This window comes from Microbacterium sp. NPDC055683, assembly GCF_053617895.1.
The window spans coordinates 19,156-36,062 of sequence record NZ_JBSHGQ010000040.1 but is presented as its reverse complement, the minus strand read 5'-3'; the positions used below and the strand labels follow the sequence as shown (position 1 = coordinate 36,062).

Below are 16,907 nucleotides of genomic sequence, written 5' to 3'. Positions count from 1 at the left end.
GGCCCGATCCGCGGATCGGGCCCCTTCTGCATGCGCTCCCCTCAGCGCCGGCGGCGCTTCGTGTCCTCCTCGACGGTGCGGATGGCCTCGGTGCGGCCGCCCAGCTCCTTGAGCTCGTGGCTGAGCTCGGCGAGCTCGTCGCCGCCCGCCATCTGCCGCGTGAGCTCGTCGAGCGTGACCTCGTCGCGTGTGCGGTCGAGCACGGCCTGTCCGAGCTTGAGGATGACGAAGTGGTCGCCCACGAGGTACGCGTGGTGCGGGTTGTGCGTGATGAACACCACGCCCAGGCCCGCGTCGCGCGCGGCGGCGACGTACTTCAGCACGACGCCCGACTGCTTGACGCCGAGGGCCGCCGTCGGCTCGTCGAGGATGAGCACCTTGGCGCCGAAGTACACGGCGCGGGCGATCGCGACGCACTGGCGCTGTCCACCGGAGAGCTCGCTGATGGGCTGGTCGAGGTCCTTCACGACGATGCCCATCTTGCGCAGTTCGGTGTCGGCGATGGCCTTCATGTCGCGGATGCTCATGCTCGCGAGCGGGAAGCGTGAGCGAACGAGCTCCGAGCCGAGGAAGAAGTTGCGCCATACCTCCATGAGGCCCACGACCGCGAGGTCCTGGTACACGGTCGCGATGCCGTCCTCCAGCGCCTGGCGGGGGGAGTCGTAGCGGCGCTCCTCGCCCTGCACCGTGAGCGTGCCCTCCGTGTGACCGTGCAGGCCCGCCATGATCTTGATGAGCGTCGACTTGCCGGCGCCGTTGTCTCCGAGCACGCAGGCCACCTCGCCCGCGTTGACGGTGAGGTTGATGCCCTTGAGCGCGCGGATGGCCCCGTAGCTCTTGCCGACGTCGGCCATCCGGATGAGCGGCGTGCCGCTCTGCAGCGTGTCCGACATGTCAGCCCACCTTCCTGCTCGTCGAGAGCTTCTTGACGTAGAGGTTCACGAGCACGGCCAGGACGAGCATCGCGCCGAGGAACGAGCGGAACCAGTTCGGGTCCCACCCGGCGTACACGATGCCGAGGGAGGTCATCCCGAAGATGAAGGCGCCGATCGCGACGCCGATGGCGTTGCCGAACCCGCCCGTGAGGAGCGTTCCGCCCACGACGGCCGCGATGATGTAGAGGAACTCGTTGCCGACGCCGTTGCCCGCCTGCAGCGTGTTGAAACGGTACAGCGTGTGCATGCCGATGAACCACCCGAGGAACGACACCGACATGAACAGGCCGATCTTCACAGCGACCACGGGGACGCCGACGGCGCGCGCCGACGCGGCGTTGCCGCCGACCGCGTAGATCCAGTTGCCGATGCGCGTGCGCTGCAGGATCCAGGCCGCGAGCGCGACGAAGGCGAACCAGAAGAGGACGCTGTTCCAGACCGTCACCCCGCCGATCCGGAACGATCCCGCGAAGATCGCGTTCATGACGTCGTAGCCGTCCATCTGCGAGATGTTGGGGCTCGAGACCGCGCCGGTCACGAGCTTCGTGATGCCGAGGTTCGCGCCCTGGAGGATGAAGAACGAGCCGAGCGTGATGAGGAAGCTCGGGATGCCCGTGCGCATCACGAGATAGCCGTTCACGAAGCCGACGACGAGGCAGAACACGAGCGACAGCACGGCCCCGACGATGAGATTGACGCCGAGGTAGTACGAGAAGAGGGCGTTGAACAGGCCGGCGCTCGTGACGATGACGCCGGCCGACAGGTCGAACTCGCCGCCGATCATGAGCAGGCCCACCGCGACGGCGACGATGCCGATCGTCGACGCCTGGTACAGAACCGTGAGGAGCGAGTCGGCCGACCGGAACGCGGGCGCGACGGAGAGGAAGAAGACGAAGATGAGCACGGCGGCGACGGCCGCGCCGACCTCCGGACGGGAGAGCAGGCGGTTCGACCAGCCGAGCTTCACCCTGTTCGATGCCTCCGACGGGGCGGAGGACGCGAAACCCTGGGACATGGGTGACTCCTGGGATGAGGGACGGGCGGGCCGGTCGACCCGCCCGTCGGAGCGGATCAGCGCGTGTTGTTCTCGGCGAAGGGCAGGATGGCGTCGATGTTCGACTGGTCGACGAACGACGGCCCCGTGAGGACGGGCTGGCCGCCGCCGAGGTCGTTGCCGTTCTTCAGGTAGAGGTAGAGCGACGTGACGGCCATGTAGCCCTGCATGTACGGCTGCTGATCGATCGAGAACTCGATCTGGCCGTCCTTGATGGCCTGTGCGGCGTCGGCGTTGAGGTCGAAGGTGATGAGCTTCGCCTCGCTGCCCGACTGCTCCATCGCGTCGAGCGCGTCGAGCGCGATGGGCGCGCCGAGCGTGACGATGTAGTCGATCGACGGGTCCTGCTGGAGCTTGGCCTGCAGCGCCGCCACGACGGCCGAGTCGTCGGCGCCGTTCACCTGGATGTTCTCGGTGCCCGGCACGACGCTCGCGACACCCGCGCAGCGGGCCTCCAGCGCGACGGAGCCCGCGGCCTGGATGACGCAGAGCGGATGCTCGCCGCCCGCCTCGGCGATCCGCTCGCCGGCCGTCTGGCCCGCGAGATTCTCGTCGGAGCCGAAGTACATGAGGGCTCCGACGTCCTGGTACTGGTCGATGCCGGAGTTGAACCCGACGAGCGGGATGCCGGCGTCGGCCGCCGCCTGGACGGATGCCGCGAGGGCATCGGGGGTGGCGAGGGTCGTCGCGATGCCGTCGACGTCCGAGTCGATCGCGGTCTGGATGAGCTGGGCCTGCTTGTCGGCCGCGGGGTCGTTCGAGTACTGGAGCGTCGCGCCGGTGTCGCGCGCCGCCTGCTCGGCGCCGGCGCGGATCTTGTCCCAGAACGAGTCGCCCGGGGTCTCGTGCGTCACCATGGAGATGACGTAGCCCGAGTCGCCGCCTCCTCCGCCGGAGGAGTCGGTGGAGGTGCTCTGCGACGCGGCACCGCCTCCGCTGCAGGCGGAGAGGGCGAGGAGCGAGACGGCGGCCAGCGCACCGGCGCCGAGGAGCTTGCGGGGGGTGATCGACGACATGGCGGTCCTTTCGGGAGGGCCGACCCGTGCACATCCATGACGTGCGGGCGTCCGCGGACCGTCCGCGGACCGGGCAGAGGAGGTCGATGGCGGTCGAGCGCCTCTGCTCGACCGGAGTGCGGGTGGCCGACCTCCTCGTCGGCGCTGGGATCACTGTGACCCCAGGAGGACTAAATGTCAAGACATAGTGTCATTTTTGTGATCTGATCGATGTCATGTCCGTTTGACAGGACAAAGATCCTCGCTATCATGTAAGGACAAAGGCGTCCCCTCGCCAGACGAAGGAGTCAGAATGGCCCACTCATCCCCGGAGGGCTCGAGTACCCTCCCGGCGCTCACCGCCGGTCCCCACCGCAAGCGGCTCGGTCTCGTCGCACTCATCGCGACGTTCGGCGGCCTGCTGTTCGGCTACGACACGGGCGTCATCAACGGCGCGCTCCGTCCCATGGCTGCCGAGCTCGGCCTCAACGCGTTCACGGAGGGCGTCGCGACGAGCTCGCTCATCTTCGCCGCCGCGATCGGCGCCATGTTCGGCGGCCGGCTCTCCGACGGCTGGGGCCGCCGCAAGACGATCATCCTGCTCGCCGTGCTCTTCTTCGCGGGAACGCTCTTCGTCGTCTTCACGCCCGACCTCACGGTGCTCGTCGTGGGCCGCGTCATCCTCGGCCTCGCCGTGGGCGGCGCGTCGACCGTGGTCCCCGTCTTCCTCGCCGAGCTCGCGCCGTTCGAGATCCGCGGATCGCTCGCGGGCCGCAACGAGCTCATGATCGTGACGGGCCAGCTCGCGGCGTTCGTCGTGAATGCGGTCATCGGCAACCTGTTCGGTCACCTCGACCACGTGTGGCGCATCATGTTCGCCATCTGCGCGCTGCCGGCCATCGCGCTCTTCTTCGGCATGCTTCGGATGCCGGAGTCGCCGCGCTGGCTCATCGAGAAGGGCCGGCGCGACGAGGCTCTCGCCGTCATGAAGACCGTGCGGTCCGAGGAGCGCGCCGAGGCCGAGCTCGCCGAGCTCGAGAACATCGCCCGCGAGGAGAAGGAGGAGGGCCAGCTCGGCTGGCGTGCCATCCTCACGAACCGCAACCTCGTGCGCATCCTGTTCATCGGCATCGGGCTCGGCATCGCCCAGCAGCTCACGGGCATCAACTCGATCATGTACTTCGGCCAGACGGTCCTCATCGAGTCGGGCTTCGATGAGAGCGCCGCGCTCATCGCCAACATCGCCCCCGGAGTCATCGCCGTCGTCGGCGGCGTCATCGCCCTGGCGATGATGGACCGCATCGACCGCCGCAAGACGTTCGCGATCGGCCTCACCCTGACGACGACCTGCCACCTGCTCATCGGCGTGGCGTCGATGACGCTGCCGGTCGGCAACCCGCTTCGCCCGTGGATCATCCTCTTCCTCGTCGTCGCGTTCGTCGGCTCGATGCAGACGTTCCTCAACATCGCGGTCTGGGTGTACCTGTCGGAGATCTTCCCGCTCCACATGCGCGGCCTCGGCATGGGCATCTCGGTGTTCATGCTGTGGATCGTCAACGGGTTCCTCTCGCTGTACTTCCTCACGCTCGTCGATGCCGTCGGCATCACGGGGACGTTCTTCCTCTTCGCCGCCGTCGGCGCTCTCGCCCTCGTGTTCGTCGTGACCCAGGTGCCGGAGACGCGCGGGCGCACGCTCGAGGCGCTCGAGGAGGACGTCACGACGGGCGCGATCTACACGGTGTCCAAGCGCGACTCGCGCCGCACGCTGCGCTGACGCGCGCGCACACGCAGAAGGGGCCCGCTCGGCGGGGCCCCTTCTGCGTGTCGTTCGGGTGCCGGGCGGCCCGTGCGTTCAGTGACGGCGTGTGCGCGTCGATGCGGGTTCTGCGTGGAGGTGCGCGTCGTGCACAGGAATGCTGTGCGCACATGCACCGGCGTGCGTGAGCGGCACCGCGGTGCGCCGCCCGCACTGCACGGCGGCCCCCGCCGCCCCACCGGCCCCGCCCCGCGGCGCGCTACAGCTCGACCGAGCGGCGCTCCGCGTCGCTCACTCGTGCGGCGTCGAGGATCTCGATCGTGTGCACCGCCTGCGTGAGCGTGACGGAGAAGGGCTCACCTGCCGTCAGCGCGCGATGCAGGTCGCGGTAGTAGTCCGTATAGTCGCCGCGTGCGCTCGGCACCGTCCGCGCGCCGGCGGCGGTGCGCAGCGCGCCCCAGCGCTCCTCGCGTTCGACGCCCCAGTCCGCGCTCGTGGCGGGATGGGCGCCCGCGACGAGCTGCTCGTACTGCACATCCGCCATCCGCGACACGTACGAGCCGCGCTCCGCGTAGACGATGAGCTCGCGCTCGGCGAGCGCGTTCACCTTGCTCGCGCTGACGGAGCTGAAGGCGCCGTCGCGGTGATGGAGGCCGAGGGCGAAGCCCACGTCGATGCGCTCGCCGTCCTGCACCGCCCAGTCGAGGCGGCCGTCGACGCGGACGACCGGGCCGAGCAGGTGCGTCGCCTGGTCGACCAGGTGCGCCCCGAGATCACGGAGCAGGCCGCTCGCGGGCCCCACCTCGAGCAGCCCGGGCGAGTCCTGGTCCATCCGGTTCACCAGACGCTGCACCGACCCGAGCTCGCCGGTCGCGAGGACCCCGGCGAGCGTGCGGAGGTCGGTGTCCCAGCGGCGGTTGTGGAAGACCGTCAGCACGCGCCCGGCGGTCTCGGCCGCGGCGGCGAGCTCGCGCGCCGTCGCCGCATCGGGGGCGAACGGCTTGTCGGCGACGACGTGGACGCCGCGGGCGAGCGCCCTCAGCACGAGCGTGCGCCGCGTCTCGGGCGGGGTCGTCACGACGACCACGTCGACGCCTGCGTCGAGCAGAGCGTCGAGGTCGTCGAATGCGTCCACGCCGGGCGCGAGCTCTGCCAGCTCGGCGCGCCGATCCGACGAGCGGGTGACGACGCCGACGAGCTCCCACTCTCGGGCCGCCTGGATGTAGGGGAGGTGGAACAGGCGTCCTCCGACGCCGAAGCCGACGAGTCCGATGCGCATGGGCGCTCCTTTCTGAACGGCCCCAGCCTGCTCTTGTCGTAATGTCCTGTCAATCTTGACGACGCGCGATCATTCTTGACAGAATGTCATGACAAAGTTCATCTGGCCTCAGGAGCTCCCATGCCTCTCGTCCGCATCGACCACAGCGACGCCCGCACCAACTCCGCCGAGATCGCCGGCGCCATCCACGACGCCATCGTCGGCGTCTACGGAATCCCCGAGCGCGACCGCTTCCAGGTCGTCACCGCGCGCCCCGCGACGACCATCGTGGCGGAGGATGCGGGCCTCGGCTTCGACCGCACCGACCCCGTCGTCATCCAGATCTTCACGCAGCGCGGCCGCTCCGACGAGCAGAAGCAGCGCCTCTACGCCGCCATCGCCGACGCGCTCGGTCCTGTCGGCGTGGAGCCGCAGGACGTCTTCATCGGCTACGTCGAGAACGGTCCGCAGGACTGGAGCTTCGGGTTCGGCCGCGCCCAGTACCTCACGGGCGAGCTCGCCGTGCCGCGCGCCTGAGCCTGCGTGCGCGTCGTCGCCCCCGGCTAGGCTGGGGGCAGGAGGTGCGGTGGGACGGAACGCCGATGCGATCGCCGAAGGACTCGCGATCGCGCACGCGGCGGCCAGGCTGGCCGTCAAGAACAGGATCCTCGTGAGCACGATCTCGCTCGACGAGGCGTTCGACGCATCCCATTTCCTGCCCGTCGCCCGCGAAGCCGTCGCCTCGCTCGCCGACGAGTCCGAGCAGGCCGCGCTCGACATCTCCAAGGCGAGGAAGGCGGCGTGGGGGCGCCACTCGCAGCCGCACGGCACGCACGACTACCGCGACCGCGACGTCCGCAACCTCCGCCGTCGCGCAAAGCAGTACGTCGGGGTGGCGAAGGCGCTGCGCGCCGAGCTCGAGGACGAGTCCCGCCTGCTGGCGATCGTCGAGCAGTCCCGCGAGGCGGCGTGGGGAGACATCTCGTCGACCCTCGACACCCGGCTGCGCGTCGAGGCGATGCGCCCTGACGAAGACCCCGACTACGCGTCGATGCGGGAGGCGCGCATGCAGGCGCTTCGCCTCGTCGACCTGCAGAAGCTCGCCGTCGAGACGAAGGAGCGCCGCTCGGAGATCGACGGCTGACGCGAGAGGGCCGGGGGCGACACGCGCCCCCGGCCCTCTCATCGTGATCATCGCTCGTCGCGCAGCTCTTCCTTGGCGTCGTTACGGGCCTTGACCGAGTCGCGCTCGGCCTCGGCCTTCTTCACGTCGGCCTCCGCCTTCAGCTCGTCGACCTTGTCGCCGATGCGGTCCTTGGCGTCCTCCCACGACTCCTTCGCCTTGCGGGCGGCGGTCTCCGCGGTCTCCTTGGCGTCGTCCAGGAATCCCATGACGTCTCCTCTCCTCGTGCGGTCCGGTCCTTCGACGCTAGGCGCCGGGCACCTGCCCGGGAAGGGGTTGAGATCGCCGCCGCCTCCGGCTACGAATGCCGTCCCGGGACACCCTCGCCCGCGTGCAGCTCGATGAGGATCACCGTCTGGGGCGGCAGGTCGAGGTCGAGCCCGATCCGGCCGTCGTCCGACACCCGCGCGTCGTGGGGCCCGTCGACGGCGCCCGCCATCGAGGTGCGTGTGACGCTCACCGTCCGTCCGGCCCACGGGAGGCCGCGGAGGTCGATGCGGGCGGAGGACGCTCCGGCCGACGCCAGTTCCGGGCGCTGCGGAGGCAGGTCGAAACCGAGCTCGATGCGCTGCTCGCCGATCGGGATGCGGAAGGTGAAGCGGTCTTCCGTCCGTTCGACGAGCGCGACGTCGGGGGCGACGTAGTTGGCCACGAGCACGCGCACCGTGTCGCCCTCGCGTCCGGCCGCGCACGCGAGGCCCGACTCATCCCCGCCGGTCACGGCGAGGCGCCGGCCGCGGAGCGCGCGTCCGGCGAGGGCGAGCGCGCGGGACCGCTCGTCGGGGCCGTCATCCGCTGCTCCGATGCCTCCGGGATCGACGAAGCCGTAGTGCGGGTCGCGGCCGCTGTCGGCGCGGAAGAAGAACGCGTGATCGATGACGGTGTCCTGCAGGTAGACGGCGGTCGCCGCCTGGAATGCGCCCTTCTCCGCCGCCGGTGCGCTGCTGCTCGGGACGCCGAGGTAGTTCCAGTAGCTGAGCGTGAGCTCGGTGTCCGTGAACCCGCGGCGATCGAGCAGCGCCCGGAGCTCCGCCGACACATGGCGGTAGTCGAGGGGGTCGCGACTGGCGTCGGTGAACCAGAGGAAGGAGAAGAAGTCGAGCGGGAGCTCGTTCTCGCGCACGAAATCCAGGAACCCCTCCCGGTAGGGTGCGTCGGCCTCGAGAGGAAGGGCGAGAGCCGGCCCGCCCACCGTCAGTGATCGATCGACACGCTGCACGGCCTCGCAGAACGCGCGGTACATGCCGTAGAACTCCTCCGGCCGACCGCCGAAGTGCAGCGGTCCGAAGTCGGGCTGATCCCCGAACTCGTAGATGCGGATGGCCTTCGACGGCCCGCCCGCCCACCCCTGCGAGTAGTGGCGCACGATGTGCTCGACGACGCGTCCGTAGACGTCGACGTCCTGCGCGGGGAGCTTGTTGGAGGGGATGGCGCTGGCCACCGTGAACATGACCTCGGCGCCGACCGCGTGCACCGCCTCCACCCAGGCGTCCGTCGCCGCGAAGTTGTAGCTGGCGGGATCGTCGACGGGAGCGTCCCAGTCCGGGAACAGACTGGCCGGGTTGTTCCGCGTGTCGAGGCGCGAGACCCAGTCGAACGACCTGACGACCGTCACCCCCGCTTCCCGCCACAGGGGCGTCATGTCCGGGAACTGCGGATGGCCGTCGACCGGCCCGGGGATTCCGCCGACCCCGTTCAGCGGCCGGAACGCGCTCTCGTCGGCCGCGTCGACGACGAGGAGCCGCGCGGTGGAAGCCGATGCGGGCGCGTCGGAGGGGAGGGAATGGTCGGTTCTCGACATGGGCGTCTCCTGGAGGGTGGAGGGCGATCGGTGCATCAGTAGGGCATCCGCAGGAGACGGTTCGCGTACTCGTTCGCGATCGGCTCGTCGTGACGGAGGTGCTCGATCCGGGCGCGGTACGCCTCCGGCGTCACGGAGTCGAACTCCTCGAGCATCGACTCGATCGAGCGATCATGGACGGCGCGGACGCGGGGCAGGCGGCGCTTCATGACGTTGAGCTGGGCGTCGAGCAGGGACTGGTCCTTCGCCAGCTCCTGCGCGAGGACGACGCCGTCCTCGATGCTCATGGCGGCTCCCGACCCCAGGTACGGGGTCATCGTGTGGGCCGCGTCGCCCATGATCATGACGCGCCCGCGGAACCACGGGTACGGCACCCACACCGTCGAGTAGGGCGTGTAGGCGACGTTCTCGGCGTGGCGGACGTCTTCCAGCGCGTCGGCGAGGAACTCGGAGCCGCCCGTGAGGGCGACGGCGCGGTCGTGCATGATCTGGGCCATGTTCGCCGCGTCGTATCGGGGGCGCCCTTCCTCCGCCACCGTGAGGACCATGTACATCTGGTCCTCCGACAGCGGGGTGAGCATGATCTTGCCGCCGTAGCCCTGGCTGATGATCGGCTGCATGATCCTGCGGCGATTCGGGAGCCCCGCGCGCCACGCCACGCCGCCCACCGGGCGCGGCGCGTACTTCTCGCCGAAGTGGTCGCGGCGCATCTGCGAGTGGAGGCCGTCGAAGCCCACGACGAGGTCGTACTCGCCCTGGTCGCCGCTGCGGAAGGTCACGCTCGCCTTCGCGTCATCCTGCGTCAGGTGGGCGACGGTCGTTCCCAGGCGGAAGGTGCACCCGTTGTCGAGGGCGTGCTGCGCGGCCATCTCCAGAAACGCCATCCTCGACATCGTCACGCAGCCCGGGAGGCCCTCGTCCTGCGAGCCGTAGCTCATGGTGCTGAGGAGGTTCCCCTCGGCGTCGTAGTTGTCGATCGCTGGAGCGGGGTGGCCGATCTCGAGGCACTTCTCCAGCAGTCCGATGTCGCGCACCGCTCGGAGGCCGTTGATGCGGAGGCCGAAGCCGACGCCGGCGACGCTGATCTCGGGTTTGTCGTCGATGACGTCGACGTGCGCGCCGATCCGCGCCAGAGCCGAGGCGGTCGTCAGTCCGCCGATGCCGGCGCCGACGACGAGGACTCTCAACGGTTTCGTCATGAGAGCCCGTCCACGACCTGTCGCAGCAGCGAGTGCTGGCGGCGGACCTGCTCGATCGAGCGCCACGGCTCGCGCTCGCCCTCGTACTCGCTGGAGAGGTAGCCGGTGTAGCCGGCATCCCGCATCGCGCGCAGCACGGGCTCCCACGGGATCTGCTGGTCTTCGAGGTTCTCGTCGATGTCGTGGAACTTCGCCTGCACGAACACGGTGTACGGGGCGACGGCGGCGAAGTCCGCGGGGTCGACGTGGATGCCGTCGAGGAACGCCGGACGTCCGCCGGGGAGTTCGCCGGGACGGAGCGGGATCGGGCGGTCCTGGAAGATCCCGGTGTCGATCAGGATGCCGAAGTGCTTCGTGCCCGTGCGCTCGATGAACTCGATGTACTCCTCGACGACCTCGTGCCTGATCGGAGTCGGCGAGTGGATCTCCGGGCAGATGATGATGTCGAGCTCCTCCGCCAGGGGCAGCGAGGCTTCGGTGACCTCCGTCCAGATGGGGTGAGGGACGAGGTCGCCGGAGACGACGCCGATCTTCGGCCGCACGAATCGGAAGCCCAGGCGTCCCGCGAGCCGCAGGTCGCGCTGGAGCTGCTGCGCGCCCTCCTCCACCGTCATGTCGCGGCCGTTCGGGCCGCTCGAGTGCAGGCGGGTGTCGATCCACGAGCCGTAGTTGGTGGGCTCGAGGCCGTACTTCCCGAGCAGGCGGAACCAGTCGTCGACCCATTCCTGCGACGGGTTGGGGTAGCCGGGGATGTGGCCCTCTCCGAGGATCTCGATGCCGGTCGCGCCGAGATCGGCGATCCCGGCCATCGCCGTCTCGAGGTCGAGCACGGTGCCGTAGTCGCTCATGAAGCTGTACAGGCTGACGCCGTAGCGGAACGGCTCGCCGCTCGCCTCCGGCGAGAGCGTGACGCGCTTGGTGACGCGGTACCGGCTGGGCTGGTGCTCCTGCGGGATGTACGACATCCGCAGGCGCAGGTCGATCGAGAGCTCGTGGGTCCCGTCCGGCAGGCCGCCCGGCAGCGGGACGGTGATGACCGCAGCGTCCTCCAGCGGCCAGCGCAGGTCCTCGCTCTCCCACAGCTCGGCGAGCGTGAGGGTCCTTCCCTGCAGGGTCCAGAGCGGGACGTCCGGTCCGACGTCGACGATTCCGGGGATGCTCACTCCGATGCCGTCGATGAGGCTGGCCGCCATGCCGCGGTACGACGGCATGCGCACGCGGAACTGGAACCCCGTGATGTCACCGCCCTCGCGGACGTTTCGGAAGCCGACGGATTGGATGAGGTCGCGTTCGAGCAGCATCGGTGCTATTCCTTCGAGGGGATGCGGGGCGGACGGTTCAGGCGAAGGTGTCGGTGAAGGTCTCGTGCGGCACCGGCGGCTCCGGCTCGAGCTTCTGCACCGTCTCGGGGCTGTACGGATGGTTCTTCGACGGCACGGGCTCGTCGGCCGGGGGCATGAAGACGGGCTTGCCGTCGTCGCCGAAGTACATGAGGTCGAGGTCGAAGGCGCCCTGGTTCTTGAGGCCGAAGGCGACCCAGTTCTCCTCGAACGGCGCGCGGGCGAGCTCGTAGCACCGGAACTTCCAGAACCTCCACTCGCCGTCCTGCTTGAGGAAGTCGATGGCGTACTTGCACCACACCCAGTGCGCCCAGACCTTCTGGCCGAGCACCTCCTCGGGGGAGTACATGTCGGGGAACGCCTCGGCGACCTTCGGGTCGGTGAGCCCCGACTCGGTGCCGGCCATGAGCCAGACGCCCTTGGCCGTCTTCCCGTCGGCGGCGACCTCGATGACCGGGGTGCTGGTGGCGTGCAGGATCAGCTTGCCGACCGGGTGCGGGCGACCGCGGTGGTAGTCGGTCACGCTCTGCCATGTGGTGTACTGCCCCGCGTTCGTGTAGCGCGCGCGGATGCCCTCGGTGCCCTCCTTCACCCACAGGGGGATGATCTGCTCGTCCTCGAAGGCGTTGTGCAGATGCATGTAGCGGTTGAACAGGTTCTCCACGCGCCCGCGGTCCTCCGCGCGCTGCGCGAGCGCACGCGCGGCGAGGACCTCCTCGCGAAGAGCGGTGAGCTCGGCGGTGATCTCCTCGAGGGATGCCGCAGTGATGGTGTCGGACACGGTGAAGCTCCTTTGCCTGGCGGGTGATCGACGTCGCGACGCTAGCACGAACACTTGCGCGTGCGTAAGCATTCGTTCTGTGGTTAGGTGAGACCGTGTCAGTAGGAAGCAGGTACGCGCCGGGCCTTGCTCGTCAGCGGCAGATCCTGGACGAGGCGACCCGTGCCTTCGGGCGTGCGGGCTTCGACGGGGTCACGGTGCAGGAGATCGCCGACGCCTGCGGGATCTCGCGACAGGGCCTGCTCCACCACTTCGGGAGCAAGGAGGGGCTCCTCATGGCGCTGCTCCGCCAGCGCGACGAGGCCGATCAGGAGCTGTTCCGGCGCGTGCTGGCGGAGTCGGGCTCGCCCTTCCGGGCGATCGTCGCGGTGACGCGGGCGAATGCCGCCGCCCCGGGGATCACGGCCATGTTCACGCAGCTCGCCGCGGAGGCGACCCGCCCCGACCATCCCGCCCACGACTTCTTCCGCGATGTCTACACGCGGATCCATCACGACCTCCGTGCGACCCTGAGCGACATGCAGCGGGAGGGGTCCATCGTCGCGGGCGTCGACGTCGACCAGCTCGCGTCGGGTCTCGTCGCCCTGCGCGACGGGCTCGCGCTCCAGCTCCTCCTGCGGTCTCCGACGCAGAGCGTCGACGAGCTGACCGACACCCTCGAGACCATGTTCGGCCTCCTCCTCGCCTAGCGCTCGGCGCGACACTCCCGGACGCGAGCACTCGATTTGGCCCCGCGTCGGCGGGCGTTGTATGCTCATACGGTTGCCGCGGCAACGGAGATTGCGCCCGTAGCTCAATGGATAGAGCATCTGACTACGGATCAGAAGGTTAGGGGTTCGAGTCCCTTCGGGCGCACATCACAGGGAAGGCCCTCGCTTCGGCGGGGGCCTTCCTGCTACCCGAGGGGAGAGCGCGACGATGCGACTGGGCGAGGAGCTCACGATCTACGACCTCGCAGGGCTCCTGTCGCCGCCGGCCCCGCTCGCCGAGCCCGACGACTTCGACGCGTTCTGGGGCAGGACCCGGACGGAGCTGCTCGCCCCCGGGCTCGACGTCGCCGTCGAGGAGGAGGTCGAGACCGCGGCCCACACGGTGCAGCGCGTCTCGTTCGCCTCGTCGGCGGGCGAGCGCGCGACGGCATGGCTCGCGCTGCCGGCGGCGCCCGCGCACGGCGGGCTCGTGTTCGGACACGGCTACGGCGGGCGCGATGCGCCGGAGATGGATCGCGTCCCTGCGGGAGTCGCAGCGGTCTTCCCCGTCGCGAACGGGTTCTCGCCCTACGTCGCGAGCGCCTTCCCCGCGATCGGCTCGGACCACGTGCTGCACGGCATCGCCGATCGCGAGACGTACGCGCACCGCTTCGCCGTCGCGGACATCTGGCGTGCCGCCTCGCTCCTCCTCGAAGCCGCCCCCGGAGCGCGGCACCGCCTCGACTACCTGGGCGTGAGCTTCGGCGGCGGGATCGGCGCCCTCGCGCTCGCGTTCGACGACCGCTTCCGGCGCGCCGTCCTCGACGTGCCGAGCTTCGGGCACTTCCCGATGAGGCTGAGCCGCCTCTGCACGGGCAGCGGGGAGGCCGTGCGCCGTCATCTCGTCGACCACCCCGAGGATCGCGCCACCCTCGACTGGTTCGACGCCGCGATCGCCGCGCGCCGCATCCGCATCCCCGTGCTCGTGGCCGCCGCGCTGCAGGACCCCTCCGTCGACCCGCGCGGGCAGTTCGCCGTCTACCACGCCCTCGGAGGAGAGAAGCGGCTCACGGTGCGGGAGGTCGGCCACCTCGACGGTCCCCTCGCCGACGAGGTCGAGCGCCGCGTGCGCCGGCACGGCGTGGAGTTCCTCGCGGCGGGCGACCTCGCGGAGATCCCGGGTCGCCGCTGAGCGGACGTCGCCGAGCTGTCCGCCGGTGGCGGCGCTATCCGCCGGTGGCGGCGCGGATGACCGCCTCCGGCGTCGCGGCATCGCGCGGCAGGTCGGCGGCGATGCGGCCCTCCCGCATGACGAGGACGCGGTCGGCCATCCCGAGCACCTCGGGCAGCTCCGACGAGATCATGAGCACCGCCATGCCCTCGGCGGCGAGCGCGCTCAGCAGCCGGTGCACCTCGGCCTTGGACGCGACGTCGATCCCGCGCGTGGGCTCGTCGACGATGAGGAGGCGGGGCCCGGTCGCCAGCCACTTCGCGAGCACGACGCGCTGCTGGCTCCCTCCGCTCAGGGTGCCGACGGGCGCGTCGAGGGCGCTCGTGCGGATCCGCAGGCGCTCCACCCATGCCCGCGCGGCGGCGCGTTCCGCGCGGGCCGTGAGCAGGCCGCTGCGCGCGAGTCGGCTCCGGGCGGCGAGCGCGATCGAGCGCGCCACGCTCATCGCCGGCACCACGCCATGGCGGCGGCGGTCGGAGGGGAGGAGCGCCATCCCCGCGCGGATGGCCGCGGCCGGCGCCCCGGGGCGGACGGCCTCGCCCGCCATCTCGACGCGGCCCGCGTCATAGCGGTCGACGCCGAAGACGGCGCGAGCCAGTGCGCTGCGGCCCGATCCGACGAGCCCTGCGAGCCCCACGATCTCACCGGATCGGACCTCGAACGACACGTCGCGGAACGCCCCGACGCGCGTGAGGCCGGACACGCGCAGCACGGTCTCGCCGATCGGTGCCGCCTGCTTGGGGTACAGCTCCGTCACGTCGCGCCCCACCATGGCCGCCACGAGCTCGTCAACCGTCGTGTCGTCGATCGGCATGGTGTCGACGAAGGCGCCGTCGCGCATGACCGTCACCGTGTCGCACAGGTCGAAGATCTCCGCGAAGCGGTGTGAGATGAACAGGATGGCCCTGCCGTCGTCGCGCAGGCTGCGCACGATCGCGAACAGGCGCTCCACCTCGGCTCCCGAGAGCGCCGACGTGGGCTCGTCCATGACGAGTATGCGCGCGTCGAGCGTGAGGGCTTTCGCGATCTCGACGATCTGACGGTCGGCGATCGAGAGGCCGTCTGCGGGAAGGTCGGGGTCGATGCGAACGCCGAGGCGTCCGAACACGCGCAGCACCTCGTCGCGCATGGCCTTCCGGTCGATGCCGACGCGTCCGCGCGGCTGCCGCCCCATGAAGATGTTCTCGACGACCGAGAGATGGCCGAACAGCGTCGGCTCCTGGTAGATGACGGCGATGCCGGCATCGCGCGCCTGCGACGTCGAGGCGAAGTCGACCACCTCGCCGTCGATCTCGAACCGGCCGCCGTCGCGGCGGTGGACGCCCGCGATGACCCCCACCGTGGTCGACTTGCCCGCGCCGTTCTCGCCCACCAGCGCGTGCACGGAACCCGCCTCCAGGACGAGGCTCGCCGAGCGCAACGCGACGACGGGGCCGAACGACTTCACGACTCGGCGGAGCTCGAGGACGGGCGGCGCGTCGGGATCGCGCGCGGGCATGCCATCCTCCCTCGGCGTTGAACGGGGCTGAATCGATTCGATCCGGTGCCGACTACTCTAGGGCTAGTCGCGAACGCCGTGCGCCGGTGCACGAGGCGCGACGTCGGGCAGAGGAGGGCACGTGGCCGCGAGCATCCGCGACGTCGCGCAGCTCGCCGGCGTGTCCGTCGGAACCGTCTCGAACGTGCTGAACCGGCCGGACGAGGTCGCCCCCGACACCGTGACGCGCGTGAACTCCGCCATCGAGCAGCTGGCGTACGTGCGCAACGACGCGGCCCGCCGTCTGCGGGCGGGCGTGAGCCGCACGGTCGGCTTCGTCGTGCTGGACGGTCAGAACCCGTTCTTCAACGACGTCGTCCGGGGAGCGGAGGACGAGGCCTTCCGCCACGGCATCGCCCTCATCCACGGCAACACCGATGAGGACGTCGCGCGCGAGCGGATGTACCTCGACCTCTTCGAGGAGCAGCAGGTGCGCGGCGTGCTGATCGCGCCGCACGGCGACGTGACGTCGCAGCTCGCGCGGCTGCGCGCCCGCGGCATCCCCTCGGTGCTCATCGACAGGTTCAGCGGGGACGGGAGGTTCTCCTCGGTCTCGGTCGACAGCCTCGCCGGCGGCCGGATGGCCGCCGAGCACCTCATCGGGACGGGCCGGCGGCGCATCGCCGTGGTCGGCGGGCCGTACGATCTCCGCCAGATGAACGACCGCCTCGCGGGGGCGCGCATCGCCGTCGACGACAGCGACGCCGACGTCGAGCTCGAGGTCGTCGCGACGGAGGCCATGACGGTCGCAGAGGGTGCCGCCGCGGGGGAGCGCATCCTCGCGCGCCCCCGTCGCGAGCGGCCGGATGCCGTGTTCGCGGGCAACGACCTGCTCGCGCTGGGCCTCCTGCAGTCGCTCGTCGTCGACGGGCGCTCGCTCGTCCCCGACGAGATCGCGCTCGTCGGCTTCGACGACATCCCGTTCGCGGCGGCGGCCGCCGTGCCGCTCACCTCGCTCCGCCAGCCGAGCCGCGTGATCGGGCGGACGGCGCTGCGCATCCTGCTCGAGGAATCCACCGATCCGGAGGCGATTCCGCGTCAGACGGTGTTCCAGCCCGAGCTCGTCGTCCGCGCATCCGCCTGAGCCGCGCGCTCCACCGAGCGCCTGAATCGGTTCAGGTGCGTTCACGGCCCTGTCGCATCACGTT

At 70.2% G+C, this 16,907-nt stretch carries 16 protein-coding genes and 1 tRNA gene; 7 read left to right on the top strand and 10 right to left on the bottom strand.

Annotation, left to right across the window (positions count from 1 at the left end; all coding sequences use genetic code 11):
- Positions 1-41 precede the first annotated feature (41 nt).
- The 3 genes from ACWGPF_RS14205 to ACWGPF_RS14195 are packed head-to-tail and all read right to left on the bottom strand — an operon-like array spanning position 42 to position 3,005.
- Complete coding sequence (locus ACWGPF_RS14205) at positions 42-893, bottom strand: ATP-binding cassette domain-containing protein (protein WP_452333410.1); 852 nt, start codon at positions 891-893, stop codon at positions 42-44.
- Between the two features lies 1 nt (position 894).
- Positions 895-1,950: an ABC transporter permease gene (locus tag ACWGPF_RS14200; RefSeq protein ID WP_452333409.1), complete on the bottom strand. Its 1,056-nt coding sequence runs from the start codon at positions 1,948-1,950 to the stop codon at positions 895-897.
- Positions 1,951-2,006: 56 nt separating this feature from the next.
- The gene (locus tag ACWGPF_RS14195; protein ID WP_452333408.1) at positions 2,007-3,005 is read right to left on the bottom strand and encodes a substrate-binding domain-containing protein; all 999 of its coding nucleotides are present in this window, start codon (positions 3,003-3,005) and stop codon (positions 2,007-2,009) included.
- Between the two features lie 292 nt (positions 3,006-3,297).
- Between ACWGPF_RS14195 and ACWGPF_RS14190 the strand changes: the two genes are divergently transcribed.
- On the top strand, positions 3,298-4,758 hold the full coding sequence (locus ACWGPF_RS14190; protein WP_452333407.1) for a sugar porter family MFS transporter: 1,461 nt from the start codon (positions 3,298-3,300) through the stop codon (positions 4,756-4,758).
- Positions 4,759-4,999: 241 nt separating this feature from the next.
- On the opposite strand, the gene ACWGPF_RS14185 is transcribed toward ACWGPF_RS14190, so the two are convergent.
- Positions 5,000-6,019 (bottom strand): Gfo/Idh/MocA family oxidoreductase, encoded by a 1,020-nt coding sequence (locus ACWGPF_RS14185; RefSeq protein WP_452333406.1) that lies wholly within the window; start codon positions 6,017-6,019, stop codon positions 5,000-5,002.
- A gap of 120 nt (positions 6,020-6,139) precedes the next feature.
- Between ACWGPF_RS14185 and ACWGPF_RS14180 the strand changes: the two genes are divergently transcribed.
- Together ACWGPF_RS14180 and ACWGPF_RS14175 are read left to right on the top strand one after the other, a co-directional pair.
- Positions 6,140-6,535 (top strand): tautomerase family protein, encoded by a 396-nt coding sequence (locus ACWGPF_RS14180; protein ID WP_345438710.1) that lies wholly within the window; start codon positions 6,140-6,142, stop codon positions 6,533-6,535.
- Positions 6,536-6,584: 49 nt separating this feature from the next.
- On the top strand, positions 6,585-7,142 hold the full coding sequence (locus ACWGPF_RS14175; RefSeq protein ID WP_452333405.1) for an asparagine synthase: 558 nt from the start codon (positions 6,585-6,587) through the stop codon (positions 7,140-7,142).
- A gap of 47 nt (positions 7,143-7,189) precedes the next feature.
- Here ACWGPF_RS14175 and ACWGPF_RS14170 read toward each other — a convergent pair whose 3' ends face one another.
- The 5 genes from ACWGPF_RS14170 to ACWGPF_RS14150 form a co-directional block, all read right to left on the bottom strand.
- Entirely contained in the window at positions 7,190-7,390 is a 201-nt protein-coding gene (locus ACWGPF_RS14170) for a hypothetical protein (RefSeq protein ID WP_452333404.1), read from the bottom strand.
- 89 nt (positions 7,391-7,479) lie between these two features.
- Positions 7,480-8,982 (bottom strand): GH39 family glycosyl hydrolase, encoded by a 1,503-nt coding sequence (locus ACWGPF_RS14165; protein ID WP_452333403.1) that lies wholly within the window; start codon positions 8,980-8,982, stop codon positions 7,480-7,482.
- A gap of 35 nt (positions 8,983-9,017) precedes the next feature.
- Positions 9,018-10,181 (bottom strand): FAD-dependent monooxygenase, encoded by a 1,164-nt coding sequence (locus tag ACWGPF_RS14160; protein WP_452333402.1) that lies wholly within the window; start codon positions 10,179-10,181, stop codon positions 9,018-9,020.
- Entirely contained in the window at positions 10,178-11,482 is a 1,305-nt protein-coding gene (locus ACWGPF_RS14155; protein WP_452333401.1) for a C-glycoside deglycosidase beta subunit domain-containing protein, read from the bottom strand. The genes ACWGPF_RS14160 and ACWGPF_RS14155 overlap by 4 nt, the downstream gene beginning before the upstream one ends.
- A 37-nt stretch (positions 11,483-11,519) precedes the next feature.
- A complete protein-coding gene (locus ACWGPF_RS14150; RefSeq protein WP_452333400.1) occupies positions 11,520-12,302 on the bottom strand; it encodes a nuclear transport factor 2 family protein in 783 nt (260 codons plus the stop codon).
- A gap of 95 nt (positions 12,303-12,397) precedes the next feature.
- On the opposite strand from ACWGPF_RS14150, the gene ACWGPF_RS14145 reads away from it, so the two are divergent.
- From ACWGPF_RS14145 to ACWGPF_RS14135, 3 genes are all read left to right on the top strand, one after another.
- Positions 12,398-12,991 carry a TetR/AcrR family transcriptional regulator gene (locus tag ACWGPF_RS14145; RefSeq protein ID WP_452333399.1) on the top strand — a complete coding sequence of 198 codons (594 nt, stop codon included), beginning with the start codon at positions 12,398-12,400 and terminating at the stop codon, positions 12,989-12,991.
- A gap of 93 nt (positions 12,992-13,084) precedes the next feature.
- A tRNA-Arg gene (locus tag ACWGPF_RS14140) sits at positions 13,085-13,157 on the top strand.
- Positions 13,158-13,220: 63 nt separating this feature from the next.
- Positions 13,221-14,183 carry an acetylxylan esterase gene (locus ACWGPF_RS14135; RefSeq protein WP_452333398.1) on the top strand — a complete coding sequence of 321 codons (963 nt, stop codon included), beginning with the start codon at positions 13,221-13,223 and terminating at the stop codon, positions 14,181-14,183.
- 34 nt (positions 14,184-14,217) lie between these two features.
- Here the strand turns inward: ACWGPF_RS14135 and ACWGPF_RS14130 are convergent, their stop codons facing one another.
- Positions 14,218-15,720 carry a sugar ABC transporter ATP-binding protein gene (locus ACWGPF_RS14130; protein WP_452333397.1) on the bottom strand — a complete coding sequence of 501 codons (1,503 nt, stop codon included), beginning with the start codon at positions 15,718-15,720 and terminating at the stop codon, positions 14,218-14,220.
- Positions 15,721-15,841: 121 nt separating this feature from the next.
- Here ACWGPF_RS14130 and ACWGPF_RS14125 point away from each other — a divergent pair, with 121 nt between their 5' ends.
- Positions 15,842-16,843: a LacI family DNA-binding transcriptional regulator gene (locus tag ACWGPF_RS14125; protein ID WP_452333396.1), complete on the top strand. Its 1,002-nt coding sequence runs from the start codon at positions 15,842-15,844 to the stop codon at positions 16,841-16,843.
- Positions 16,844-16,907 lie beyond the last annotated feature (64 nt).